The sequence below is a fragment of the Streptomyces capoamus genome (genome assembly GCF_014654935.1).
Lineage (GTDB): Bacteria > Actinomycetota > Actinomycetes > Streptomycetales > Streptomycetaceae > Streptomyces > Streptomyces capoamus.
In genome coordinates, this window is sequence record NZ_BNBF01000025.1 from 66,916 (window position 1) to 67,592 (window position 677).

The 677-nt window shown below is 67.5% G+C and carries 1 protein-coding gene; it reads right to left on the reverse strand.

Annotated elements, in window-relative coordinates; translation table 11 throughout:
• On the reverse strand, positions 1-677 hold a 677-nt coding region (locus IE312_RS42640; protein WP_229900641.1), incomplete at both ends, for a stealth family protein.

Consider the following 677-nt stretch of genomic DNA (forward strand, 5'->3'; position numbering starts at 1 on the left):
TGGGGAAGGGGAAGTAGTTCTCCAGGAACTCGTGCATCCGCACGCTGACCTGCTCGCGCTCCTCCGGCGGCACGTCGACGTCGTTCAGGCAGAAGAAGTCGAAGCGGCGGTTGCGGCGCAGGTCGGCCAGGCGGCGCTCGGCGTCCGGCCGGCTGATGTTCACGTAGCGGAAGCTGAACTTGCCGGGCACGCCCTGGCCGGTCATCAGCGCGTACTGGTACAGCAGCGGCGCGGTCATGGCGATGTCCTGCGGCGAGCGGAACCGGGACGCCGTGGTGCGCCGGATGTCCACCGGGAACAGCTCCTCCAGCGCCGCCAGGGTGCCGCGCTGCTGCGGCAGCGGGGTGTGCATGAAGTTGTTCGTGGTCATCCGCCCGAACTTCTCCAGCAGCAGCCGCCGTACGTTCTTGCTGGCGGAGTTGGTGGCCGTCTCCTCGGCGTGCGGCTTGCCGACGCCGATCTTCAGCGGCGACACCGGGATCTTCATCAGACCGCTGCCGTAGAAGAAGTGCTCCGGGGTGACGCGGCGGCCGACGAAGACGTCGTCGTTGAAGTACAGGTACTGCTCGGACAGGCCCGGTATGTGGTGCAGCCTGGTCTCGATGGCGTGCGAGTTGAAGACCGGCAGCACGTCCGCCGGGAAGATGTCGCGGTGGTCGACGACCGTGATCCCGGGG